Genomic DNA, 938 nt, shown 5'->3' on the forward strand with positions numbered 1-938 from the left:
CTTCGGAGGCCATGGTCACCGTGGTGTCGTTGCCGATGACTTTAAAGCAGACCTGGTTGACCACCTCCGGCACTACCGGGTTAACCTTCGCCGGCATAATAGAGGAACCCGCCTGCAGCTCCGGCAGGTTGATTTCGTTGAGGCCTGCGCGTGGACCGGAAGAGAGCAGGCGCAGGTCGTTACAGATCTTGGACAGTTTCACCGCCAGGCGTTTCAGCGAACTGTGAACCATAACGTACGCCCCGCAGTCCGAGGTGGCTTCAATCAGATCTTCCGCCGGAACGACCGGTAAGTTGCTCACTTCCGCCAGCTTCTGCACCGCCAGCTGTTGATAGCCGTCCGGGGTGTTGAGGCGTGTACCGATGGCGGTGGCGCCGAGGTTCACCTCCAGCAGCAGCTCCGCAGTGCGCAGAATACTTTTGGTCTCTTCATTAAGCAGCACATTGAAGGCATGGAACTCCTGGCCGAGGGTCATCGGCACCGCGTCCTGCAGCTGGGTGCGGCCCATTTTGAGAATGTCCTGGAACTCCACGGCTTTCGCCTGGAAGCCTTCGCCCAGCTGTTTAATCGCATCGATTAACTTCAGGATGGAGGCATACACCGCGATGCGGAATCCGGTCGGGTAGGCATCGTTGGTGGACTGGCATTTGTTGACGTGATCGTTTGGGTTCAGGTACTGGTATTCGCCTTTCTGATGGCCCATCAGCTCGAGGCCGATGTTCGCCAGGACTTCGTTGGTGTTCATGTTTACGGAGGTGCCGGCCCCGCCCTGGAAGACATCGACCGGGAACTGGTCCATGCATTTGCCGTTATTGAGGACTTCGTCACAGGCGGCGATAATCGCATTTGCCGCGCTTTTGGGAATGGTCTGCAGCTCCTTGTTCGCCAGCGCGGCGGCTTTCTTCACCATCACCATGCCGCGCACGAATTCTGGTATG

Annotated in this window: 1 protein-coding gene; it reads right to left on the reverse strand. The window is 58.0% G+C overall.

What is annotated here, in order from left to right; all coding sequences use genetic code 11:
- Positions 1 to 938, reverse strand: a 938-nt coding sequence (locus tag CW267_RS29840) for an aspartate ammonia-lyase (protein WP_101148721.1), incomplete at both ends; no start/stop codon positions are given.

The organism is Klebsiella sp. X1-16S-Nf21, from assembly GCF_002837615.1.
In the GTDB taxonomy this organism is placed as follows: domain Bacteria; phylum Pseudomonadota; class Gammaproteobacteria; order Enterobacterales; family Enterobacteriaceae; genus Klebsiella; species Klebsiella variicola.